Here is a 21,771-nt window from a genome sequence, read left to right on the forward strand (position 1 = left end):
GTCGTCAGGGGTGGGGCGCGTGGGGGCGCAGGGTCGGCCCGGGCCGCTGCCGCGGATACCCCGGCATGACAGCACACGCCGGTGTCACCCAGGCGTCACTGATCGATGAACTGCAGCCGCGCCAGTTCGGCGTAAAGGCCGCCTTCGGCGATCAATTGCGCATGCGTGCCCTGCGCGACGATGCGGCCGGCCTCCATCACCACGATGCGGTCGGCCTTGAGCACGGTGGCCAGGCGATGGGCGATGACCAGCGTGGTGCGGCCTTCCATCAAGCGGTCCAGCGCCTGCTGCACCGCGCGTTCGCTCTGCGCATCCAGCGCGCTGGTGGCCTCGTCCAGCAGCAGGATCGGCGCGTCCTTGAGCAGGGCGCGCGCGATCGCCACACGCTGTTGCTGGCCGCCCGACAGGCGCGTGCCGCGTTCGCCGAGTTCGCTGGCGTAGCCCTGCGGCAGGGCGCGGATGAACCCATCGGCCTCGGCGGCCGCCGCGGCGGCTTGCACCTCCGCGTCGCTGGCATCCAGACGCCCGTAGCGGATGTTGTCGGCGGCGCTGGCGGCAAACAACGTGGGTTGCTGCGGCACCAATGCAATCCGTTCGCGCAGCAGCACCGGGTCGGTCTGGCGCAGGTCCACCTCGTCGATGCGCAGTCTGCCGCTGACAGGGTCGTGGAAGCGCAGCAACATCGCCAGCACCGTGCTCTTGCCGGCGCCGGAGGGTCCGACCAGCGCCACGGTTTCGCCCGGATGGACATGCAGGTCGAAGCCGTCCAACGCCGGCGCATCGGGGCGCTGCGGATAATGAAACACCACCTGGTCGAAATGGATCGCACCACGCAGCGGCTGCGGCAAGGGCTGCGGCGTGGCCGGCGCGACGATCGCCGGCTGCTCGTCGAGCAATTCGCCGACCCGGCCCATGCCGCCGGCCGCGCGCTGCAACTCGTTCCAGACCTCGGCCAGCGCACCCACCGAGCCGCCACCGATCAGTGCGTACAGCACGAACTGTCCCAGCGTGCCGGGCGTCATGCGTCCGGCGATCACATCGTGCGCGCCCAGCCACAGCACACCGACGATGGCGCCGAAGATCAGCATGATCGCCACCGCAGTGACCATGGCCTGGGTGCGGATGCGCAGCCGCGCGGTATCGATCGCGGCGAACAGGGCCTGGCTGAAACGCTGGCTCTCGTAGCGCTCGCGCGCATGCGCCTGCACGGTGCGCACCGCGCCCAGCGTTTCGGCCGCCAGCGTGTTGGCATCGGCCACGCGGTCCTGGCTGGCGCGCGAGATCTTCTGCAGGCGGCGTGCGCCCAGCACGATCGGCAGCACCGCCAGCGGAATGCCGACCAGGGTGAAGCCGGCCAGCCGCGGGCTGGTGACGAACAGCATCACCATGCTGCCGATCACCGTGACCGAGCTGCGCAGCGCCACCGACATGGTGGTGCCGATCACCCCGCGCAGCAGCTCGCTGTCGGCCGACAGCCGCGACACCAGCTCGCCACTGCGGCTGCGATCATGGAAGCCGGCGTCCAGCCCGATCAGATGCGCATACAGGCGGCCGCGCAGATCGGCGACCACCTTTTCGCCCAGCAGCGCGACGAAATAGAAGCGCGCGGCCGTTGCCACCGCCAGCACCACCGCCACGGCGAACAGCAGCGCGAAGGCGTGGTTGATCTGCGAGCCGCCGGAAAACCCATGGTCGATCATCTGCTTGACTGCCGCCGGCAGGCTCAATGTGGCGGCCGAGGAAATGGCCAGTGCGATCAGCCAGGCGGCGAACAGGCCACGCTGGCGCTGCACGAACGGCCACAGGGTGCGCAGGCTGCCAAGCTTCCGCAATGGGTTGGGCCTGGCGGCGGCTGGCTGGTTCATGCGGCTTCCGGTGATGAGAGATGGACACGGTTGCGAGTGGCGTCGCACAGGCGTGTTTTCAAGCTGGCCAGTTGATCGGCAGGCAGTTGCACGCGCAGCGCGGCGCCCTGCGCGTCGAAACGTTCATCCAGCTTGTCGGCGCGGAAGGCGCTCAAGGCCGCATGCACCAGGCCCAGGTCGTCGAACTGACACTGCAGATCGAGCAGCGACAACGCAATCAACGGCTGTCGCGTCGCCAACCGCAGGCATTCGGCTGCGGTGCCGCCGTAGGCACGCACCAGACCGCCCGCACCGAGCTTGATGCCGCCATACCAACGGGTGACCACCACGACCACGCGGTCGTAGCCCTGGCCATCGATGGCCGCGAGGATCGGCCGCCCGGCGGTGCCGCTGGGCTCGCCATCGTCGCTGGACCGGTAGTCCTGCCCGTAGCGATAGGCCCAGCAATTGTGGGTGGCATCGGCGACGGACACGCGCTGCACGATCTCCAGCGCGTGCGCGGGAGAGTCCAGTGCCGCAGCATTGGCCACAAAGCGACTGTGCTTGATGTCCAGGCTGTGGTGCGCGTCAGCGGCGAGGGTATCGAGCATCGTCGCCATTCTATGCGAGCCGGTCGTGCCGGACGCTGCGGCCGTCGTGACTGCCGTTGCAAGCCGGCAGATCGAGGGTGTTCGATGATGCATTGAGACGGGCTGGGCGCGCGATGGGCGCGCGCAGTCCCCGGGGGTGCGGTGAGCGCAGGCGCTGCCGTTTTATACCAGGGTGGAGCGACGCTTCTCGTCGATCCACTTGGAGGCCTGCGCCGGCGTGTAGTGCTGCATCCACTCCAGCATCTGCTCGATGTCGGCGCCGTACCACAGGTCGGTGCGCTGGTCCGGATGCAGGAAGCGTTCTTCCACCATGCGGTCGATCATGCCGATCAGCGGCGCGTAGAAGCCTTCGATATCCAGGAACGCACAGGGCTTGTTGCCGATGCCCAGCTGCCGCCAGGTCAGCATCTCGAAGATCTCTTCCATGGTGCCGAAGCCACCGGGCAGGGCGACAAACGCATCGGACAGCTCGAACATGCGCATCTTGCGCGCATGCATGGAGCCGACGATTTCCAGCGTGGTCAGCCCACGGTGCGCCACTTCCCAATCGGCCAGCTGCTGCGGAATCACGCCGGTCACCTCGCCACCGGCTGCCAGCACCGCATTGGCCACGGTGCCCATCAGGCCGACGTTGCCCCCGCCATACACCAACCGCAGGCCCTGCGCGGCGATGCGCTGCCCCAACGCAGTGGCACGCTCGGCGTAGGCGGGTTTGTTGCCGGCATTGGAGCCGCAGTAGACGCAGATGCTTTTCATGGGAACGGGAATCGGGAGTTGGGAATAGGGAATGGGTCGAAGCACAGCGGAAGCCAGAACGCATGACGCCGGACCTAAGTCCGGCGTCAGCATGAGGAGTGAGGTAATGGGAATGCTTCTACGATTCCCGATTCCCCACTCCCGATTCCCGGCTTAGTTAGCCTTATGAATCGCGCGCTTGCTCACTGCCATTGCGGCATCGTGGACCGCCTCGGACAGCGTCGGGTGCGCGTGGCAGATGCGTGCCAGATCGTCGGCCGAGCCGTTGAATTCCATCGTCAGCACGCCTTCGTGCACCAGCTCGGACACGCCCACGCCGACCAGGTGCATGCCCAGCACACGGTCGGTCTCGGCGTCGGCGATGACCTTGACGAAGCCGGCAGGCTCGCCCATGGCCACCGCACGGCCGATCGCCGCGAACGGGAAGCTGCCGGCCTTGTAGGCGACGCCTTCGGCCTTGAGCTGCTGCTCGGTCTTGCCGACCCAGGCAATCTCCGGCTCGGTGTAGATGACCCACGGGATGGTGTCGAAGTTGACGTGGCCGGGCAGGCCGGCGATCAGCTCGGCCACCGCGATGCCTTCCTCGAAGCCCTTGTGCGCCAGCATTGGGCCGCGCACGCAGTCGCCGATCGCCCACACGCCATCGACGCCGGTGTGGCAATGCCCGTCCACTTCGATCTGGCCACGCTCGTTGAGCTTGACGCCGGTGCCCTCAGCCAGCAGGTTCTTGGTCGCGGCCTTGCGGCCCACGGCCACCAGCAACTTGTCCACGGTCAGGGTCTGCTCGCCGGCAGCGTCGGTGTAGCTGACCACCACCTGCTTGGCATCGCCGCTGCCGGTGATCTCGGTCTTGCTGACCTTGGCACCGAGCTTGATGTCCAGACCCTGCTTCTTGAATTCCTTCAGCGCGGTCTTGGCCACTTCGGCATCGGCCAGCGCCAGGAAGTCCGGCAGTGCCTCGAGGATGGTGACCTCGGCGCCCAGGCGCTTCCACACGCTGCCCAGCTCCAGGCCGATCACGCCGGCGCCGATCACTGCCAGACGCTTGGGAACGGCGGTGAAATCCAGGCCGCCGACGTTGTCGACGATGGTGTCGCCTTCGAACTTGGCGAACGGCAGCTCGATCGATTCAGAACCCGGCGCCAGGATTACGTTGGTGCCCTTGAGCTCGATCTCGCCGCCTTCGTGCTGGGCGACCTTGACGATGTTGCCCGGCAGCAGCTGGCCGAAGCCGTAAAACGGGGTGATCTTGTTCGCCTTGAACAGCATCGCGATGCCGCCGGTGAACTGCTTCACGATCTTGTCCTTGCGGCTGATCATGGTGGGCACGTCCATCTTGGCGTCGTTGAAGCTGATGCCGTGGTCGCCGAACAGGTGGCCCATGTTCCAGAACTGGCGCGAGGAATCCAGCAGCGCCTTGGACGGAATGCAGCCCACGCGCAGGCAGGTGCCGCCCAGTGCAGGCTTGCCATCCTTGCCGATGGCCGCGTCGATGCAGGCGACCGTCATGCCCAGCTGGGCCGCGCGAATCGCAGCGTGATAACCGGCCGGGCCGGCACCGATGACGACGACGTCGAATTGTTCTTGTTCGCTCATTCTTCGCTCACGAGATTGGGAATTGGGGATTGGGGATTCGCAAAGGCGGGGTGCTCAGGAAGGGGTAGCTCTCGCCAATCCCCAATCCCGAATCCCCAATCCCGGCTTTCATCACAGACCGAACAACATCCGGCCCGGGTTTTCCAGCTGATTCTTGATGTCGACCAGGAACTGCACCGAATCCTTGCCGTCGATGATGCGGTGGTCGTAGGACAGCGCCAGGTACATCATCGGCGCGATCACGACCTGGCCGTTTTCGGCGATCGGACGTTCCTTGATCGCGTGCATGCCCAGGATGGCGCTCTGCGGCGGGTTGATGATCGGGGTGGACAGCAGCGAGCCGAAGGTGCCGCCGTTGGTGATGGTGAAGGTGCCGCCCTGCAGGTCGTCCAGGCCCAGCTTGCCGGCGCGCGCTTTGGCGGCGTAGTCGGCGATGCCCTGCTCGACGTCGGCGAACGACTGGCGCTCGACGTTACGCAGCACCGGCGTGACCAGGCCCTTGTCGGTGGAGACGGCGATCGAGATGTCGCTGTAGCCGTGATAGATGATGTCGTCGCCGTCGATCGAGGCGTTGACCAGCGGGAAGCGCTGCAGCGCGTTGGCGGCCGCCTTGACGAAGAAGCTCATGAAGCCGAGCTTGATGCCGTGCGCCTTCTGGAACTCGTCCTGCAGTTCCTTGCGTGCGGCCGAGACCTTGGCCAGGTTCACTTCGTTGAAGGTGGTCAGCATCGCGGTGGAGTTCTTGGACTCCATCAGGCGCTTGGCGATGGTCTTGCGCACGCGGGTCATCGGCACGCGCTCTTCCGGACGGGCGCCGGACGCCTTGCCCACGCCGCCGGCCTTGGCGAAGTTGACGATGTCTTCCTTGGTCACCGCGCCACGACGGCCGGTGCCTTCGACCTGGGCCGGATCCACGCCCTGGGTGATCGCGGAAAAACGCGCACCCGGGGGCAACGCATCGGCAGCCGACTTGGAGGCAGCAGCAGGCGCAGCGGCAGCAGCCGGCGCCGGCGCTGCGGCCGGTGCAGCAGCGGCAGGTGCCGGTGCATCGGCCTTCTTCTCCTCGGCCGGTGCGGCCGCAGCCACGGCGCCTTCCTCGATGATCGCCAGGATCTGGTTGCTGGTGACGGTGCTGCCGGCTTCGAACTTGATTTCCTTCAGCACGCCGTCGACCGGCGAAGGAACTTCCAACACGACCTTGTCGGTTTCCAGGTCGACCAGATTCTCGTCGCGCTTGACCGCTTCACCGGCCTTCTTGTGCCAGCTGGCGATGGTGGCGTCGGAAACGGATTCGGGCAGTACCGGAACTTTGACTTCGGTGGCCATTCGGGGAGCGTCCTAGGGTTTTCGTTCTTTGGGGAAGAGGAGTTATTCAGCGACTTGGTCGTTGAACGGATTGAGTAGCGCATCGGCGACCAGCTTCTGCTGTTCGACGATGTGGTCGGCCATATGGCCGGCGGCAGGCGAGGGCGAACGGGCACGGCCGGCGTAATGCAGGCTCTGGCCGCTGGCCAGGCAGAAGTTCAGGTGGTGACGGATCTGGTACCACGCACCCTGGTTCTGCGGTTCTTCCTGGCACCACACCACGTCGGTGGCGTTGGCATAGGCCTTGAGCTCGGCGGCCAGCTGCGCACGCGGGAACGGATACAGCTGCTCCACGCGCAGGATGGCGACGTCGTCCTGGCCACGCTTGGTCTGGTCTTCGAGCAGGTCGTAATAGACCTTGCCCGAGCACAGCACCACGCGCTTGACCTTGCCGGCATCGGCCTTGGCGTCGGGAATCAGATGCTGGAACTCGCCTTCCGCCAGTTCTTCCAGGCTCGACACCGCCAGCTTGTGGCGCAGCAGCGACTTGGGCGTCATCACCACCAGCGGCTTGCGGGTGGTCATGCGCATCTGCCGGCGGATCATGTGGAAGCACTGCGCCGGGGTGGTCGGGACGCAGACCAGCATGTTCTCCAACGCGCACAGCTGCAGGAAGCGCTCCAGACGCGCGGAGCTGTGCTCCGGGCCCTGGCCTTCGTAGCCGTGCGGCAGGAACAGCGACAGGCCCGCGATGCGGCCCCACTTGGCTTCGCCGGCGGCGATGAACTGGTCGATCACCACCTGCGCGCCGTTGGCGAAATCGCCGAACTGCGCTTCCCAGATGCACAGTGCATTCGGGTCGGTGGTGGAGTAGCCGTACTCGAAGCCCATCACTGCTTCTTCGCTGAGCAGCGAGTCGATGATGGTGGCGTCCTCGGGGTTCTGCACCAGCTGGCGCAGCGGCAGGTAGTAGCTGTCGGTCTTCTGGTCATGCAGGATCGCGTGACGATGGAAGAACGTGCCGCGACCGGCGTCCTGGCCGACCAGGCGCAGCTTGTGGCCTTCGGCCAGCAAGGTGGCGTAGGCCAGGTTCTCGGCAAAGCCCCAGTCGCCGGCCTGGTCGCCGGCGGCCATCTTGACGCGGTCTTCGTAAATCTTGGCCACGCGGGCATGCAGCTCCACGCCTTCCGGGATCGTGGTGATCAGCTTGGCCAGACGATCCAGCTGCTCGCGCTTGACGCGGGTGTCGACCGGATCGGCAGCGGTGCCGACCAGGTACTTGGACCAGTCGATAGCGAATTCGTCCGGCTTGCGCGTCGCCAGTTCGGTGGTGTATTCGCCCGAATCGAGCTTGTTGCGGTAGCCGTCGACCAGCGCCTTGGCCTCGTCGGCGCTCAGCACGCCGTCGCTTTCCAGCTTGGCGGCGTACAGCTCGCGGGTGGTCTTGTGCTTGCGGATGGTCTGGTACATCACCGGCTGGGTCGCTGCCGGCTCGTCGGCCTCGTTATGGCCCCAACGGCGGTAGCAGACCAGGTCGATGACCACGTCCTTCTTGAACTGCTGGCGGAATTCGTAGGCCAGCTTGGACACGAACATCACCGCATCCGGGTCGTCCCCGTTCACGTGGAAGACCGGTGCGCCGATCATCTTGGCCACGTCGGTGCAGTACAGCGTGGAGCGGGCGTCGTCGCGGGCGCTGGTGGTGAAACCGATCTGGTTGTTGACCACGATGTGCACGGTGCCGCCGACCGCGAAACCGCGCGCCTGCGACATCTGGAACAGCTCCATCACCACGCCCTGGCCGGCGAATGCGGCATCGCCGTGGATCAGGATCGGCAGCACGGTCTTGCGCTCGGCATCGCCGAAGCGTTCCTGGCGCGACCGGACGCTGCCGACCACGACCGGGTCGACGATTTCCAGGTGCGAGGGATTGAAGGCCAGTGCCAGATGCACCTGCTTGTCGCCACCGACCGCGATATCGGCCGAGAAGCCCATGTGGTACTTGACGTCGCCGGTGTGCGCGCGGTCGTCGTGGGCGTGCTCGAACTTGCCTTCGAACTCGTCGAACAGCTTGCGCGGATTCTTGCCCAGCGTATTGACCAGCACGTTGAGACGGCCGCGGTGGGCCATGCCGATCACGATGTCCTTGACCTGATCGTTGCCGGACTGGCGAATGATCTCGTCCATCATCGGGATCAGCGCGTCGCCGCCTTCCAGCGAGAAGCGCTTCTGGCCGACGTACTTGGTGTGCAGGTAGCGCTCCAGGCCTTCGGCAGCGGTGAGCCGCTCCAGCGTGCGCTTGCGGCTGGCCGCGTCGCCGGCGATCTTGCCGCCGGCATCTTCCAGGCGCTTGTAGATCCACTGGCGCTGGTCGAATTCCTGGATGTGCATGAACTCTGCGCCGATGGTGCTGGCGTAGGTCGCCTTCAGGCGGGTCAGCAGATCCTTCAGCTTCATGCGCGGCTGGCCACCGACACCGCCGGTGCTGAATTCGCTGTCCAGGTCCGCCTGCGACAGGCTGTGGAACGGCAGGTCCAGATCGGGCGGGTTGACCGGCGGGGTCAGGCCGAGCGGGTCGAGCTGCGCGCCGAGGTGACCACGCGCACGATAGGCGGTGATCAGGCGGCCGACGTTGCGCTCGCGCTCGTCACTGGCGCCTGCGCCGGTTCCGGCATTGGCGGCCTGTTTGGAGGCGGCGAGGATGTGGGCAATGGCCGCCGAGTGCGGCACATCACCGGCATCGCGACCCTTGAAGCCATCGAAATAGCTCTTCCACTTCGGGTCGACACTGTCCGGGGCGACGAGGTACTGCTCGTACAGATCCTCGATATAGGCGGCGTTGCCGCCGGCGAGCTGCGATGACTGTGCGAACTGCTTTAGGAGATTATCCACGATGGTAAGTCGGGTCTGCTGTGGGGATGATTGTGCGGAAGCGGCAGGGCGAGATGCCCCATCGGTCGGTCTCAAATCTCGAAAAATTATACCCCCTTGCGCCAGTGAGGGGGCGTCTGCAAGCTGACCGAGCGGGTAGGTGCGGCCGCCTGGCGCCCAGGCGCGAAAGGCGCTGCGGTCTCAGATGCCGAGTGCGCGCGGTTCGTTCCAGAGCGCGCTGCGCTCCCATATCTGCGCGAATTCGCGCTCCAGCTGGCGGCTGCGCGCCGCGCCCGACAGCCAGGTTTCGCCATCGTCGAAGCGATGGCCTGTTGGACGAAAGTAGTAGGCGTCATCGCCCACCACATAGGCCGACGCATAGCTGCTGTCGACCGGATCGCTGACCGCGCGGAAGCGGAACACGCTGGGCAGGCGCTGGGCCAGCCGCAGCAGCGCGCTGCTGCTGGCGCCGGCAATGGCGGTGTCCTGCACCAGCACCTGCACGCGCTTGTCGTGGCGGGCGGTGGCGAAGCGGCGCAGCGCATCGAGCACTGCGGCGTTGTCGAACAGCGGCGGATCCAGTGCCCGCGTATAGATCAGGACCTGGCGGCGTGCGGCGCACAGCAGGCCGGTGGTGGCGGCCTGCGCCGCGCGCAGGTCGTCCACCGCCATCGGGCCGTCGAGACGGCGGTGCAACGGCCCGTCAGGCCGATCGCCCGCCGTTGCGGCGCGATCGGGATGCGGGTCGGAAGAGGTGTCCGGCAGGAAGCCCAGGCGTGCGAACACCGCCCCGGCATCTGCATTGACGCGGGCCCGTACACCGGGCCAGCCGCGTTGTTGCGCGGTGGCGACGGCGGCTGCGAGCAACTGGTCGGCCAGGCCGCGGCGGCGCCAGCCAGGCAGGATGCCGAGCCTGTCGATGCGCCGATCCGCGGTCAGCCGCACCGAGCCGATCAACTGGCCGTCCTCGCTGCGCAGGGCCAGGTGCAGGCTGAGCGGGTCCAGTGCGTCCCATTCGGCAGCGCCGCTGTCGCCGCTGCCGCAGGCCAGGCGCAGCGCACGCAGGGCCGCGGCGTCGGACGCCGGGTCCAGCGAGACGATCTGCGGGCCGGCCTGGGGGCTCATGCGCGGTTGTCGGACCCGTCGTCGCCAGCGTCCGTTGCCGCGTCGTCGGCGAGCTCGCTGTCGTCGTCCTGGTCGGCGTCGGCAGCTGGTTCGTCCTCATCAGCCTGGGTCGGGCCGTCGGCGGTATCGGCGACCTGCTCGACGTCGGCCTCCGCGTCGATCTCGTCGTCTGCGTCCGGCGCGTCGGCCTCGGCGTCGTCCTGGTCGGCCGACAGGCTCAGGCCATGGGCCTGGTCGTCGTCGATGTCCTGGATGTCGTCTTCCGCGTCCTCGTGGGCGCGCTGGTAGTGGCCCTGCGCCAGCAGCTCCAGCACCACCTCGCGGCCGCGGTTGGACAACTGCGCATACAGCGTGCCGTCGATCTCTTCGGCCGCGGCCAGGCGCGCGGCGTCCTTGGCCGACAGCGCGAACTCCAGGCCGCTGCAGAACAGGGTGGCGCCACGCTTGGCGCGCCGCCAGGCCAGCCGCGACCAGGGGTGACGGTGTAGCAGCACGCCTTCCTCCAGGGCCTGCTCGACCGCCTCGCGCGGAATCGGTTCGGGGGCCGGCACCACGTCGCCGGAGGCGCGGTAGGTGGTCATGAAGCGGCCGAACCAGTCGCCCAGCCGATCCGGGTCGTTCATGCGCAGGGCGTTGAGCGCTTCGACCACGCGGTTCATCGCGGTGACGTCGATCTCGTACGGGTCGGCCGGCACCTTGAGGTCTTCGTCGTGATACCGCACGGCCTCGTCGGCATCGGCGATCAGCGTATCCAGATAGTCGCCGATCAGCTCGGCCGACGACGGCGCGCGGGTGCCGATGGAGAAGGTCAGGCAGGCGTCCTCGGCAACGCCGTGGTGCGGCACCAGCGGTGGCAGGTACAGCATGTCGCCCGGGCCCAGCACCCAGTCGTGGGTGGGCTTGAAGTCGCGCAGCAGCTTGAGCTCGACATCGTCGCGGAACGCCAGCGGCGCGGCCTTGCGGCCCTGTTGCGCGCGGGCGTCGATCTGCCAGCGGCGGTGGCCCTGGCCCTGCAGCAGGAAGACATCGTAATGGTCGACATGCGCGCCGACCGAGCCGCCGGTGGCGGCGAAGCTGATCATGATGTCGTCGATGCGCCAGCGCGGCAGGAAGCGGAACTGTTCCAGCAGCGCGCGCACGTCGGCGTCCCACTTGTCCACGTCCTGTACCAGCAGGGTCCAGTCATGGTCGGGCAGGCCGGGGAAGTCGGTTTCCTGGAACGGGCCGGTGCGTACGTCCCAGCCGTCGGTGGCGCGGTCGTGGCTGATCAGGCGTGCCAGCACGCCGTCCTCGCAGGCCAGGCCGGCCAGGTCTTCGGGCTGCAGCGGGGACTGGAAGTCCGCAAACGCGTTGCGGATCAGCAGCGGGTGCTTGTGCCAGTAGTTGCGCAGGAAGCGCTCGACCGGCATGCCCAGGGGCTGGTCGCCGGTGGCGTGGACCTCGAAGGGCAGCGGCGCGCCTTTCCTGGCGGCGATCTTTTTTGCGGCGGTCTTTTTCATGATGTCACGGGTCCGACAGGAGGGCCGGCGCTGTGCGGCCGGCGGAGTGGCTTATTGTCGCCCAGCCCGCCATGCGATGCCTTGCTGGCGGCTGTGGCGGAGATTTCAGTGCACCTGTGCCTGCCATGCGTGGCCGGCATGCACGGGGGATGCCGGCATCGGCGGGTCAGTGGATGGAGAGCTGGCTGTCGCTGGGCGAAGGCACCGATGCAACCGTGTGGTCGACACGCCTGCCAGCGCTTGCGACGCGGCAGCGGTGGAAGCGGCAGCGGCCTGCCTCCCGCAGGCGACCGATGCCAGCAGGGACGCAGACAGCAGGGGCACAGACAGCAGTGAGCGCAATGCCATGGCACTCCTCCTGACGGCTGGATGTAGCGTCGCGATGCCGGTCGTTGACTGCCGCTGGTTCAGATCGCGCGCGCCAGCTGCTCGGCCAGGCCGGTGTAGGCGCCCGGCGTCAACGCCCGCAAGCGCTGCTTGTCCTGCTCCGGCAGCTGCAGGCTCTCGACAAACGCCTGCATGGACGCGGCGGTGATGCCCTGGCCGCGGGTCAATGCCTTGAGCTGTTCGTACGGGTTGGGCAGGCCGTGGCGACGCATCACCGTCTGCACGGCTTCGGCCAGCACTTCCCAGGCCGCGTCCAGGTCCGCATCCAGGCGCTGCGGATTGACGGTCAGCTTGCCCAGGCCCTTGGCCAGCGAATCCAGCGCCACCTGGGTGTGGCCGAATGCGGTGCCGAGCGCACGCAGGACGGTGGAGTCGGTGAGATCGCGCTGCCAGCGGCTGATCGGCAGCTTGGCCGAGAAATGCTCAAACAAGGCGTTGGCGATGCCGAAATTGCCTTCGGCATTTTCGAAGTCGATCGGGTTGACCTTGTGCGGCATGGTCGAGGAGCCGACTTCGCCCTCCTTGAGCTTCTGCTTGAAGTAGCCCAGCGAGATGTAGCCCCAGATGTCGCGCGACAGGTCGATCAGGATGGTGTTGACGCGACGGCTGGCGTCGCCGATCTCGGCCACGTTGTCGTGCGGCTCGATCTGGGTGGTGTAGGGGTTGAACACCAGGCCCAGGCTCTCGACGAAGCGCTGCGCGAACGCGGCCCAGTCCAGCTCCGGGTACGACACCAGGTGCGCGTTGTAGCTGCCGACCGCACCGTTGATCTTGCCGGTCAGCTCGACCGCGGCGATCTGCTTGCGCTGACGCTCCAGGCGCGCGACCACGTTGGCGATTTCCTTGCCCAGCGTGGTGGGCGAGGCGGTCTGGCCATGCGTGCGCGAGAGCATCGGCTGGCCGGCCTGGGCATGGGCGAGGCTGCGCAGCGTGGCGGTGATGCCGTCCAGCGTCGGCAGCAGCACCTCGCGGCGTGCCTGTTCCAGCATCAGGCCGTAGCTGAGATTGTTGATGTCCTCGCTGGTGCAGGCGAAATGCACGAATTCCAGCGCCGGGCCCAGCTCGGCATCGTCCTTGAGCTGTTCCTTGATGAAGTACTCCACCGCCTTGACGTCGTGGTTGGTGGTGCGCTCGATCTGCTTGACGCGTGCGGCATCGCTCACGCTGAAATCGTCGGCCAGGCGGCGCAGGGTCTGGGTGGCGGCGGCCGAGAATGGCGCCAGCTCGGCGATGCCCGGCTCGGCCGCCAGTGCCAGCAGCCATTCGATCTCGACCTTGACCCGTGCCCTGATCAGGCCGTATTCGGAGAAGATCGGGCGCAGCGCATCCACTTTGGAAGCGTAGCGGCCGTCGAGCGGGGACAGGGCGAGCAGGGCGGAATCCGACATGGGCAGGGCACTGGGAGGCTGGCGGGGGTGCGTATTCTACGCCGCCCCGGCGCCGGCTTCGCCGATCGGCCGCACCGTGATCGCCTGGATCCGGTGCCCGGCCATGCGCCGCACCGTCAGTGCATGGCCGTCCAGCTCCAGGGTCTCGCCTTCTTCGGGCAGCCGCTGCAGCCGGTGCACGATCAGCCCGCCGACCGAATTGACGTGGTCCGGCGCGCTCAGATCCCGGCCGAGCAGGCGCTCCAGGCGGAAGATCGAGGTGCTGCCGGCCACCAGCAGCGAGCCATCCTGGCTACGGATCGGGGCGTCGCGCACCACGTGGCGGTGCTCGTCCTCGATCTCGCCGACCACCACCTCCAGCAGGTCTTCCAGGGTGAAGAAGCCCAGGATGCGGCCCTGGTCCTCCACGCACAGCGCCAGATGGGTGGTGCCGGTGCGGAACTGCTCCAGCGCGCTGGGGATCGGGGTTTCCAAGGTCAGCAGGGTGGGCGGGCGCAGCAACGGACGCAGATCGTCCAGGTCCTGGCTGCGCGCCATCGCCACCAGCAGATCCTTGGTATGCAGAATGCCCAGCACCTGCTCGCCATCGGCGTCGAACCAGGGGTAGCGGCTGTAGCGCGACTCGCTGAACTCGGCCAGCACCGATTCCAGCGTCATGCCCTCGCGCAGGCTGCGCATGTGCTCGCGCGGGCGCATCAGGTCGCCGGCGACCAGGTCGGGCAATTCCAGCGCGTGGCTCATCAGGGCCAGCCCGTGATCGGGCGTGGCCGCGTTCGGATCCTGGCGGCCGACGATCAGCATCAGCTCCTCGCGCGAATAGCGATGCGACTGATGTTCCACATCGCCCCAGCCCAGTACCCGCAGCAGGCGGTTGGCGCTGGTATTGAGCACCCAGATCGCCGGATACATCAGCCAATAGAACACGTAGAGCGGCGCGGCGGTCCATAGCGACATCCGCTCCGGGCGGCGGATCGCCATGGTCTTGGGTGCCAGTTCGCCCAGCACGATGTGCAGAAACGAAATCAGGCTGAAGGCGATCGCCAGCGCGGTGAACTGCGCCGCTTCCGGCGACAGGCCGGCGCTGTCGAACAGCGGCTGCAGCAGGTGCGCGAACGCAGGCTCGCCGACCCAGCCCAGGCCGAGCGAGGCCAGCGTGATGCCGAGCTGGCAGGCCGACAGGTAGGCATCCAGGTGCGCATGCACCCCGAGCAACAGACGCCCACGCCACCCGTTGGTCTGCGCAAGGCCCACCGCCTGCGTGTGGCGCAGCTTGACCAGCGCGAACTCGGCGGCCACGAAGAAGCCGTTCAGCAGCACCAGCAGCAACGCGACGAACAACAGCAGCACATTACCCAGCATGGCGTCGGCCCCGGTGCCGTGCAGCGGCGGTCATGCCGCGTGTCCGCCGTTGCGCGTGAGGGGTTGGGCGGTGTGCGGGCAGCAAGGACGCAACCAATGCGTTGCTACAGTCAGGGTCGTCGCCCATGGCAGCGTGGTACCTCGTATGGATCGATGGGCAGTCTAGCCCACGGCTTGCGACGACACGGTCGCAACGCCGCGAGCGAGTATCGTAGGCAGTCTCGCCAGCGTGGGTGCGCCCGCTGCCAGCCATCCATCACCACAGACCAACCATGTGCGGAGAGTGCAGATGAGCGAACGTTTCAGGACCGAACACGACAGCATGGGGCAATTGCAGGTGCCCGCCGATGCCTTGTGGGGCGCGCAGACCCAGCGTGCCGTGCAGAATTTTCCGGTCTCCGGCCAGCCGATGCCGCGCGGCTTCATCCGCGCGCTGGGCTTGATCAAGGCCGCCGCGGCCGGCGTCAACGCCGAGCTCGGGTTGCTGCCCAAGTCGATCGGCAAGGCCGTGCAGGACGCGGCGCTGCAGGTGGCCGACGGCACCTATGACGCGCAGTTCCCGATCGATGTCTATCAGACCGGCTCGGGCACCTCGTCCAACATGAATGCCAACGAGGTGATCGCCACGCTGGCCACGCGCGCCGGCAAGGACGCGGTGCATCCCAACGATCACGTCAATCTCGGGCAGAGTTCCAACGACGTGGTGCCCACCGCGATCCGCGTGTCTGCGCTGCTTGCGGTGCAGGAACACCTGCAACCGGCGCTCAAGCATCTGCGCAAGACCATCGACAAGCGCGCCAAGGGGCTGGAGAAGGTCGTCAAGACCGGGCGCACGCATCTGATGGATGCGATGCCGCTGACCTTCGGCCAGGAATTCGGTGCATGGTCGGCGCAGCTGAGTTCGGCGCAGGAGCGCATCGACGATTCCCTCAAGCGCCTGCGGCGGCTGCCGCTGGGCGGCACCGCGATCGGCACCGGCATCAATGCCGATCCGCGTTTCGGCGGCAAGGTGGCCAAGGCCCTGTCGGGATTGAGCAAGGTCAAGTTCGAGAGTGCCGACAACAAGTTCGAGGGCCTGGCCGCGCAGGACGATGCGGTGGAGTTGTCCGGCCAGCTCAATGCGCTGGCGGTGGCCTTGATCAAGATTGCCAATGATCTGCGCTGGATGAATGCCGGCCCCCTGGCCGGGCTGGGCGAGATCGAGCTGCCGGCGTTGCAGCCGGGCAGTTCGATCATGCCGGGCAAGGTCAATCCGGTGATTCCCGAAGCCACCGTGATGGCCTGCGCGCAGGTCATCGGCCACCATACGGCGATTACCGTGGCCGGGCAGACCGGCAACTTCCAGTTGAACGTGACCCTGCCGCTGATCGCCTACAACCTGCTGGATTCGATCAACCTGCTGGGCAATGTGTCGCGGCTGCTGGCCGACAGCGCGATTGCCGGCTTGAAGGTGCGCCAGGAGCGCGTGCGCGAGGCGCTGGACCGCAATCCGATCCTGGTCACCGCGCTCAATCCGATCATCGGCTACGAGAATGCCGCCGCGATCGCCAAGCGTGCCTACAAGGAGCAGCGCCCGGTACTGGACGTGGCGCTGGAAGACAGCGGGCTCACTGAGGCGGATCTGCGCCGTTTGCTGGACCCGGCCGCGCTGACGCGTGGTGGCATCCAGGCCGGCAGCAGTGGCGGCGGTGGCTGATCACTGACAGCGTGTGTGTGTAGGAGCGCACCTGGGCGCGACGGGCGTTGTCGATACAGCCCCGTCGCGCCCAGGTGCGCTCCTACACGGGCTTGCGCGAGTCCGCGGCGTCGCCAGCGACTCAGTGCCGCTCGGCCTGCACGTTGCCGAAGCTCTCGCGATACGGTTGCAGCGACGGGATCTCGTCCAGCAATTCGCCGCTGAGCCGCTGGATCTCCGGCGTGGCGGTCAGCTTGATCGACTTGTACTCCGGATCCGCGCCGGCCTCGTTGACGGCCTGCTGGCGCAGCATCTGCAGATGCCCGAACAGCAACTGCAATTTGGCGCGCGTCGGTTCCTTCTGCGGCAGCGCGATATCGTCGATCTTCAGCGTGCCGTCCGGAGTGATTTCCGCATTGGCGGCCGGTGGGCGGCGGATCATCACCGACTGGGTAGTGATGGCAACGCGCGGCTTGCCGCGTTCGGCGCGCCGCGACGACTGGTCGCCACAGGCGGTCAGGGCGCATAGCAGGAGCGCCATGCAAAGCATCACGAACTTGTTCATGGGGTCGCTGGGGTCTGGGGAGCGCATTAGTGTAATCCCGCTCCGGCAGCCGATCAGTGCCGGCGGCACATGGCGCCGCTGACAAGATGTCGCAGGCCGGTATCGGTTGCCTGGCGTGCGCGCAGGAATCGACACGCCGCTCCAGCTGGTTCCGGTCCGCCGCTGCGCCCCCATCGACGGGCGCAGCGTCGGTCGGTGCCGCGCTTACTTGCGGCAGTCGTCGACGTCGTGCTGGGTCAGGGTCGAGTACGGCGCGAATGCCGGTACCAGTTGCGCGGCGGCGTCCTGCGCGTTGCGCAGCGTGGCCAGCTGGTCGCAGATCTGCATCGTATTGCGTTTGAAGGTTTCCGCCTGCGCCTGGATCTTGTCGCCGATCTGGTCGGTGTTGCCGCTGAGCACGCCCTTGAGCGCTTCGCCGGCGGCGTGTGCACCGAAGGCCGCGCCCTGCGTGCCGATGTCGATGCCTTTTTCGGCGACGCCCTGGATCTGCACATAGAAAGTGCGCATCGCCTGGCGCTGCGCATCGTTCAGGCTCACCGGCTTGCCGGCGACGCTGAGCGCGCCATCCGCGCCGATGGTGGCGGCAGGCAGACCGTCGCGGTGGAGCGTCAGGCTCTTGCCGTTGAAGCTCACCCCGCGCGCGTTGGCCTTGCCCGATACCACGACGGTGGGTTCGGACTTGCCGCAACCGACCAGAAGCGCACCCGCCAATACCGCACAAATCAACAGTTTCATCAGCAGTCCCCCTCAGTAATGGTCAATGCAGTGGTCAGTTGTCGGTCGGTACGCGGGTGGTGCCGGCAACATCGCTCACGTCGATGTCGCCGCTGCCCTTGCGCGCCACGCTGACGTCGCCGCGCACCTTGTGCACGCTCAGGGCGCCGGAGTTGACCGCTTCCACGCCGACATCGCCCTGTACATCGTCGATATCGACATCGCCGGAGCCGACCGTGCCGAGCTTGACGTGGCCGGCAACGCCGCGCAGCTTGACGTCGCCGGAGCCGACCTTGCCGACCTCTGCCGCGCCGCGAATCCGGCGCGCCTTGAGATCGCCGGAGCCGACTGCCAGCACGCGCAATGCCCCCATGTCCTCCATTTCGATGTCGCCGGAACCGACCTTGGCGGTCACCCGGCCCTTGGTGCGGTGGATGGCCATGTCGCCGGAGCCGACATCGGCACTCACGGCAGCCGCGCCGCTGATCTCGGCGTCGCCGGAGCCCACGTCGAACTGCACCAGCAGCGTGTCGGGCACGTTGCCACGCAGGTCCAGGTACGCGTAGCTGTCGCCGATGGAGATGCGCGACGGGCGGTCATCGGCCAGCGTCACCACCAGCTTGTCGCCGACGCGCTTCTGGGTGACCGTCAGGCCCTCGAGCAGGTCGGCCCTGGCGGCACAGGCGCGGCCGCTCAGACGGCCGCCGTTGCCTGGCGCGGCGTCCAGATGCAGGTCGTTGGAGGCGACCTCGAACAGCACCGACTTCACTCCGCTCAGTTTCAACTCCAGGCTGCGCGGTTCGGAGAATGTGCATTGCTCCTCGGCAAACGCAGCGCCGGGCACTGCGCACAGGATGGCCAGACTCAGCAGACGACGCATGGGATGTCCTTCAGGCTTCGGAGCGCCGACGGCGCAGGTAGATGGAGGCAGCGATCAGCACCACGCCGATGGCGGCGCCGATCCAGATGTCCGGATTGCCGTAGACCAGTGCGCTGTCGGTGTGCTGCAGCGCCCACTGCACCAGGTCGCTGGGGTTCTGCATCGCGCTGCTGTCGAGGTTGCCGCTGACCGCACGTGGCGACCAGGTGCCGGGCAGGGCGCTGAGCAGGCCGCGGTAGCCGACGATGTACCAGATCCAGCCGATCGGCAGCGAGACACCCGGCATCGCCGAGAGGATGCTCAACATCACGCAGGCCAGTAGCGGGAACAGCACCGCCCACAGGAACGGCTTGCTGGTGGCCCAGGCCGAGCAGAACATCAGCCAGCCCACGGTCGGCAACGCCCACAGCAGACTCATCGGCACGGTCTTCAGCAACAGCCACAGCAGCGAGAAGGGATGCGAATGGGTTGCCAGTGCCCAGGGGCTGGGGACGCCGGCGATCGAGGCGCCCACGATGGCGATCAGCCACAGTGCCAGGCCGACCAGCACGCCGATCGCGATGGCGATCAGCGGCGCCAGCAACAACGCCCAGGCCGCCTTGGACAGCACCGTCTGCACATCGGACACCGGCAGCGACTTCCAGAACAGCACGCTGCGGTCGCGGCGGTCGTCGTACAGGCTGCCCAGCGAGTAGAAGAACACCACGAATGCCAGCACCACCGAGGCGATCCCGATGCCGCCCAGCAGCAGGCCGTCGCCGACCTGGCCCAGCGTGCGCGTGTACTCGGCCAGATCGTCCATCGTGATGCTGTCGCCGATCATGTTGCGACGCGCGCTGATCGCGCCGATCACCGCGCCCAGCAGCGCGAAGAACACCGCGATGCCGCCGGTGATGACCTGCGCCCAGACGAAACCGCCGCGGTGTTCCCAGTACTCGCGCTTGAGCAGCCAGCCGAACGTGCGTGCGGGAGAAGCTTGGTGGGTGAGTGTCTTCATGCGTAGGTCCCCTTCATGACCGCAACGAACAGGTCGGCAAGGCCGGGATTGCGGGTTTCGCCAAAACGGGCGAGCTGCGCCTTGGGCACGCCATCGAACAGCATCACGGTCTTGCCGAACGGCAGGCCGCGCTCGTCGATCGGCGTCAGGCCTCTGGCGGCGTCGAGATGTTCGGCACCCACCAATACTTCGGTGTAACGCTCGGCCACGTTCTCCATGTCGGCGGTCAGCACGATGCGGCCGTCGCGGATGAACATCACATCGGTGAGGATGTGTTCGATTTCCTCGACCTGGTGGGTGGTGACGATGATGGTCTTCTGCTCGTCGAAGTAGTCCTCCAGCAGGCGCTGGTAGAACTGCTTGCGATACAGGATGTCCAGGCCCAGGGTGGGCTCGTCCAGCACCAGGATGCGCGCGTCGATGGCCATCACCAGCGCCAGGTGCAGCTGCACGATCATGCCCTTGGACAGTTCGCGCACCCGCGACTTGCGGTTGAGCTGCGTATTGGCCAGGAAACGTTCGCACTTGGCGCGATCAAAGCGCGGATGCACGCCGGCGACGAAGTCGATCGCCTCGCCAACCCGCAGCCAGCGTGGCAGCACTGCCACGTCGGCGATGAAGCAGACCTCGTTCATCAGCGCGTTGCGCTGGGTGCGCGGATCCATGCCGAGCACGCTCAGCTCGCCGTCGAAATCGGTCAGCCCCAGCACCGCCTTGAGCGCGGTGGTCTTGCCGGCGCCATTGGGGCCGATCAGGCCGACGATGCGCCCGGCAGCGATGGTGAAGCTGGTGTTGTCCAGCGCGAGCCGATGCTTGTAGGCCTTGCGCAGGCCACGTGCGTCGACCACATGGTCGGAGGAGACGGCGGTCATGGTGTTTTTCCCTGTGGCAACAGATCGTCGATGGACAGTCCCAGGCGCTGGATGCGTTCCAGCACCGCGGGCCATTCTTCATTCAGGAAACGCTCGCGTTCGCTGCCGCGCAATTTCTGCGCGGCCTCCGGGGTCATGAACATGCCCAGGCCGCGGCGTTTCTCCACCAGGTTCTCGTCGGCCAGTTCCTGATAGGCACGCGAGACGGTGATGGGGTTGAGTTGGTAGTCGGCCGCCACCTGCCGTACCGAGGGCAGGGCGTCGCCCGGCTTGAGGATTCCATCGAGCATCATGGCAATCACCCGTTCCTTGAGTTGGCGGTAGATGGGAGCGCCGTCGCTCCATTGGATGTCGTTCATGGTCAGCTCCGTGGACGCAGGACCTGCGCGAAGGAGAAATAGGGCATCGACAGCGAAGCACGCAGGTGCCGGCCGGGCCGGGTACGCGCTTCGGGGGGAGTCGTCGCGTTTTCCGTAACCGCCTCCGACACGCCATAATCGGCGCCGGACTCCGTAACCTGACTGGAAGCGGCTCCCAGGCAACCAATGACGAACAGGGCGCTGCCGAACAGCAGCAATGGAGCTGGTCGCGTGAAGCGTGTGCTGTTCATGCTTTCCCCCTGCGTTGGATGACTGGTGTTGTATTCAACTATAACACCGACACGCAGGCAGTCAACTGCCTGTCATACCCAACTGATGGCACCCCGCACCCGCGGGTGGCCCGGACCTATCGAAAGGGATCGCCCATGTTGCTCAAACGTCTGCTGGTGGTTGTATTCGCTGGCTTTTTTTCCGCCGCGGCGCTGGCCGCAGGCGCGCCGGTGCTGGATCTGGACTACCGGCCGCTGGCCGGCAAGGCGCCGATCAACCTGAACCGAACCTACGGCGGCAAGGTCCTGATGGTGGTCAACACCGCCAGCAAATGCGGCTACACCCCGCAGTACGAAGGGCTGGAGGCGCTGAACCAGCGCTTCGGCAGTCGCGGTTTTTCGGTGTTGGGCTTTCCGTCCAACGATTTCCAGGGGCAGGAACCGGGATCCGAGAAGCAGATCCAGGAATTCTGCACGCTGACCTATGGCGTCAAGTTCCCGATGTTTGAGAAGGTGCATGTGCTGGGCGCGCAAGCCACGCCGCTGTATCAGCGGTTGACGCAGGCCACGGGCGTGGCGCCGGGCTGGAACTTCCACAAGTATCTGATTGGTCGCGATGGACGCGTGGTGGCGCAGTTCCCCAGCAAGATCAAACCGGATGATCCGAGCGTGCTGGCGGCAATCGAACGCGAGCTCAACGCGCCGTCGCGCTGAGCGCGGCGCTCGCAACGCCACGCG

General features: G+C 66.8%; 19 protein-coding genes. 2 read left to right on the forward strand and 17 right to left on the reverse strand.

Annotated elements, in window-relative coordinates; genetic code table 11:
- Window positions 1–95: 95 nt before the first annotated feature.
- The 10 genes from EO139_RS16685 to EO139_RS16730 all read right to left on the reverse strand — a co-directional run bounded on the left by EO139_RS16685 (window position 96) and on the right by EO139_RS16730 (window position 14,741).
- Window positions 96–1,865 carry an ABC transporter transmembrane domain-containing protein gene (locus EO139_RS16685; RefSeq protein WP_104582740.1) on the reverse strand — a complete coding sequence of 590 codons (1,770 nt, stop codon included), beginning with the start codon at window positions 1,863–1,865 and terminating at the stop codon, window positions 96–98.
- Window positions 1,862–2,464: a YigZ family protein gene (locus tag EO139_RS16690; RefSeq protein WP_164739891.1), complete on the reverse strand. Its 603-nt coding sequence runs from the start codon at window positions 2,462–2,464 to the stop codon at window positions 1,862–1,864. The genes EO139_RS16685 and EO139_RS16690 overlap by 4 nt, the downstream gene beginning before the upstream one ends.
- A gap of 153 nt (window positions 2,465–2,617) precedes the next feature.
- Window positions 2,618–3,211, reverse strand: coding sequence for a TIGR00730 family Rossman fold protein (locus EO139_RS16695; protein WP_104648393.1), 594 nt, complete (start codon window positions 3,209–3,211; stop codon window positions 2,618–2,620).
- 153 nt (window positions 3,212–3,364) lie between these two features.
- On the reverse strand, window positions 3,365–4,807 hold the full coding sequence (gene lpdA / locus EO139_RS16700) for a dihydrolipoyl dehydrogenase (RefSeq protein ID WP_126971546.1): 1,443 nt from the start codon (window positions 4,805–4,807) through the stop codon (window positions 3,365–3,367).
- A gap of 111 nt (window positions 4,808–4,918) precedes the next feature.
- A complete protein-coding gene (gene sucB, locus EO139_RS16705; RefSeq protein ID WP_104582743.1) occupies window positions 4,919–6,133 on the reverse strand; it encodes a dihydrolipoyllysine-residue succinyltransferase in 1,215 nt (404 codons plus the stop codon).
- A gap of 42 nt (window positions 6,134–6,175) precedes the next feature.
- Window positions 6,176–9,079: a 2-oxoglutarate dehydrogenase E1 component gene (locus tag EO139_RS16710; RefSeq protein ID WP_181116133.1), complete on the reverse strand. Its 2,904-nt coding sequence runs from the start codon at window positions 9,077–9,079 to the stop codon at window positions 6,176–6,178.
- A 105-nt stretch (window positions 9,080–9,184) separates the two neighbouring features.
- Complete coding sequence (locus tag EO139_RS16715) at window positions 9,185–10,108, reverse strand: GNAT family N-acetyltransferase (protein WP_126971548.1); 924 nt, start codon at window positions 10,106–10,108, stop codon at window positions 9,185–9,187.
- A complete protein-coding gene (locus EO139_RS16720; RefSeq protein WP_164739911.1) occupies window positions 10,105–11,583 on the reverse strand; it encodes a cupin domain-containing protein in 1,479 nt (492 codons plus the stop codon). Before EO139_RS16720 ends, EO139_RS16715 begins: the two co-directional genes overlap by 4 nt.
- Before the next feature lie 431 nt (window positions 11,584–12,014).
- Window positions 12,015–13,382, reverse strand: a complete 1,368-nt coding sequence (purB, locus tag EO139_RS16725; RefSeq protein WP_126971550.1) for an adenylosuccinate lyase — start codon at window positions 13,380–13,382, stop codon at window positions 12,015–12,017.
- 36 nt (window positions 13,383–13,418) lie between these two features.
- Window positions 13,419–14,741 carry a hemolysin family protein gene (locus EO139_RS16730; RefSeq protein ID WP_104648400.1) on the reverse strand — a complete coding sequence of 441 codons (1,323 nt, stop codon included), beginning with the start codon at window positions 14,739–14,741 and terminating at the stop codon, window positions 13,419–13,421.
- Between the two features lie 289 nt (window positions 14,742–15,030).
- Between EO139_RS16730 and EO139_RS16735 the strand changes: the two genes are divergently transcribed.
- Window positions 15,031–16,437, forward strand: coding sequence for a class II fumarate hydratase (locus tag EO139_RS16735; RefSeq protein ID WP_126971552.1), 1,407 nt, complete (start codon window positions 15,031–15,033; stop codon window positions 16,435–16,437).
- 121 nt (window positions 16,438–16,558) lie between these two features.
- Here the strand turns inward: EO139_RS16735 and EO139_RS16740 are convergent, their stop codons facing one another.
- From EO139_RS16740 to EO139_RS16770, 7 genes are all read right to left on the reverse strand, one after another.
- Window positions 16,559–16,981, reverse strand: a complete 423-nt coding sequence (locus EO139_RS16740; RefSeq protein ID WP_104574109.1) for a hypothetical protein — start codon at window positions 16,979–16,981, stop codon at window positions 16,559–16,561.
- A 204-nt stretch (window positions 16,982–17,185) separates the two neighbouring features.
- Window positions 17,186–17,716: a DUF2884 family protein gene (locus EO139_RS16745; RefSeq protein WP_126971554.1), complete on the reverse strand. Its 531-nt coding sequence runs from the start codon at window positions 17,714–17,716 to the stop codon at window positions 17,186–17,188.
- A gap of 34 nt (window positions 17,717–17,750) precedes the next feature.
- The gene (locus tag EO139_RS16750; protein ID WP_126971556.1) at window positions 17,751–18,575 is read right to left on the reverse strand and encodes a DUF4097 family beta strand repeat-containing protein; all 825 of its coding nucleotides are present in this window, start codon (window positions 18,573–18,575) and stop codon (window positions 17,751–17,753) included.
- A gap of 10 nt (window positions 18,576–18,585) precedes the next feature.
- The gene (locus EO139_RS16755) at window positions 18,586–19,572 is read right to left on the reverse strand and encodes an ABC transporter permease (protein ID WP_126971558.1); all 987 of its coding nucleotides are present in this window, start codon (window positions 19,570–19,572) and stop codon (window positions 18,586–18,588) included.
- Entirely contained in the window at window positions 19,569–20,444 is an 876-nt protein-coding gene (locus EO139_RS16760) for an ABC transporter ATP-binding protein (RefSeq protein ID WP_104582754.1), read from the reverse strand. Before EO139_RS16760 ends, EO139_RS16755 begins: the two co-directional genes overlap by 4 nt.
- Window positions 20,441–20,803, reverse strand: coding sequence for a GntR family transcriptional regulator (locus EO139_RS16765; RefSeq protein ID WP_003483692.1), 363 nt, complete (start codon window positions 20,801–20,803; stop codon window positions 20,441–20,443). The genes EO139_RS16760 and EO139_RS16765 overlap by 4 nt, the downstream gene beginning before the upstream one ends.
- Before the next feature lie 2 nt (window positions 20,804–20,805).
- Window positions 20,806–21,054 carry a hypothetical protein gene (locus tag EO139_RS16770; RefSeq protein WP_104582755.1) on the reverse strand — a complete coding sequence of 83 codons (249 nt, stop codon included), beginning with the start codon at window positions 21,052–21,054 and terminating at the stop codon, window positions 20,806–20,808.
- 135 nt (window positions 21,055–21,189) lie between these two features.
- On the opposite strand from EO139_RS16770, the gene EO139_RS16775 reads away from it, so the two are divergent.
- Window positions 21,190–21,747, forward strand: coding sequence for a glutathione peroxidase (locus EO139_RS16775; RefSeq protein ID WP_104648406.1), 558 nt, complete (start codon window positions 21,190–21,192; stop codon window positions 21,745–21,747).
- Window positions 21,748–21,771 lie beyond the last annotated feature (24 nt).

The sequence above is a fragment of the Xanthomonas sp. BRIP62411 genome (assembly GCF_003993525.1).
Lineage (GTDB): Bacteria > Pseudomonadota > Gammaproteobacteria > Xanthomonadales > Xanthomonadaceae > Xanthomonas > Xanthomonas euroxanthea.

Bases quoted from the DNA above. Each gene is read 5' to 3' on its own strand.
- EO139_RS16715 (WP_126971548.1), bottom strand. From the start codon at position 10,108: ATGAGCCCCCAGGCCGGCCCGCAGATCGTCTCGCTGGACCCGGCGTCC.
- EO139_RS16775 (WP_104648406.1), top strand. From the start codon at position 21,190: ATGTTGCTCAAACGTCTGCTGGTGGTTGTATTCGCTGGCTTTTTTTCC.
- EO139_RS16755 (WP_126971558.1), bottom strand. From the start codon at position 19,572: ATGAAGACACTCACCCACCAAGCTTCTCCCGCACGCACGTTCGGCTGG.
- lpdA (WP_126971546.1), bottom strand. From the start codon at position 4,807: ATGAGCGAACAAGAACAATTCGACGTCGTCGTCATCGGTGCCGGCCCG.
- EO139_RS16760 (WP_104582754.1), bottom strand. From the start codon at position 20,444: ATGACCGCCGTCTCCTCCGACCATGTGGTCGACGCACGTGGCCTGCGC.
- EO139_RS16745 (WP_126971554.1), bottom strand. From the start codon at position 17,716: ATGAAACTGTTGATTTGTGCGGTATTGGCGGGTGCGCTTCTGGTCGGT.
- EO139_RS16730 (WP_104648400.1), bottom strand. From the start codon at position 14,741: ATGCTGGGTAATGTGCTGCTGTTGTTCGTCGCGTTGCTGCTGGTGCTG.
- purB (WP_126971550.1), bottom strand. From the start codon at position 13,382: ATGTCGGATTCCGCCCTGCTCGCCCTGTCCCCGCTCGACGGCCGCTAC.
- EO139_RS16740 (WP_104574109.1), bottom strand. From the start codon at position 16,981: ATGAACAAGTTCGTGATGCTTTGCATGGCGCTCCTGCTATGCGCCCTG.
- EO139_RS16685 (WP_104582740.1), bottom strand. From the start codon at position 1,865: ATGAACCAGCCAGCCGCCGCCAGGCCCAACCCATTGCGGAAGCTTGGC.
- sucB (WP_104582743.1), bottom strand. From the start codon at position 6,133: ATGGCCACCGAAGTCAAAGTTCCGGTACTGCCCGAATCCGTTTCCGAC.
- EO139_RS16765 (WP_003483692.1), bottom strand. From the start codon at position 20,803: ATGAACGACATCCAATGGAGCGACGGCGCTCCCATCTACCGCCAACTC.
- EO139_RS16695 (WP_104648393.1), bottom strand. From the start codon at position 3,211: ATGAAAAGCATCTGCGTCTACTGCGGCTCCAATGCCGGCAACAAACCC.
- EO139_RS16770 (WP_104582755.1), bottom strand. From the start codon at position 21,054: ATGAACAGCACACGCTTCACGCGACCAGCTCCATTGCTGCTGTTCGGC.
- EO139_RS16690 (WP_164739891.1), bottom strand. From the start codon at position 2,464: ATGGCGACGATGCTCGATACCCTCGCCGCTGACGCGCACCACAGCCTG.
- EO139_RS16735 (WP_126971552.1), top strand. From the start codon at position 15,031: ATGAGCGAACGTTTCAGGACCGAACACGACAGCATGGGGCAATTGCAG.
- EO139_RS16750 (WP_126971556.1), bottom strand. From the start codon at position 18,575: ATGCGTCGTCTGCTGAGTCTGGCCATCCTGTGCGCAGTGCCCGGCGCT.